Below are 688 nucleotides of genomic sequence, written 5' to 3' on the forward strand. Positions count from 1 at the left end.
CTGACCAGAATCACGCACCAAGTCTCACGTGCGTTCGACTTGAATTTTAAATCCTCATGCCTGCAATCATACAATCCTATAAATTTTCTATGAATTCACATTTTTTCTATAGAAACGCAGAGAATATTATAGTATACTGAATACATCAGAATCATTCGATTCACATTATAAAGGAGGTAAATTCATATGGCAGAAAATACAATTGGCGGATGTACAGGTAATTGCCACAGCTGTGGTTCTTCCTGCGACACTCAGACAGGCGAAAGAAAGCCAAGTTTTTTTGATAGACTGGAATCCATTTCCGAACACTTTGACAATGTAGGTGAGGACAACGTACTTCAGATGTTAAACGACATTGTTGCAGAGCTGGAAAAAGAAGATTAACTATCACAAATAACACAAGAGCAGGCGAACAACCGCCTGCTCTTTTTACATCTGCATATTCTTGTTACGTTCAAGAATGCAACGCATAACTTCTTCCTCTGTCCTCGTATCTCCCCTATACACAACCAATCTTTTTCTTTCGAAAGAATTAAGATTTTCTTTTACGCTTCTTCCTTGTATGTCCTCTGCATGCATGCTATATTAACTGTATTAACACGGTTAGTACGCTGTCTGCCATATGGGTTTTATCTCAGCCGAGAAGACTCCCACTTCTGCAAGTGGTGAGTAATAACAAGTCTTTCTC

1 protein-coding gene is annotated in these 688 nt (G+C 39.0%); it reads left to right on the forward strand.

Features of this window, described 5'->3' with window-relative positions:
- The first annotated feature begins 186 nt into the window (after window positions 1–186).
- Window positions 187–384, forward strand: coding sequence for a hypothetical protein (locus tag LG34_RS16520; protein ID WP_109217043.1), 198 nt, complete (start codon window positions 187–189; stop codon window positions 382–384).
- The last annotated feature ends 304 nt before the right edge of the window (window positions 385–688 follow it).

The organism is Eubacterium ramulus, from assembly GCF_003122485.1.
Classification (GTDB): Bacteria; Bacillota; Clostridia; order Lachnospirales; family Lachnospiraceae; genus Eubacterium_I; species Eubacterium_I ramulus_A.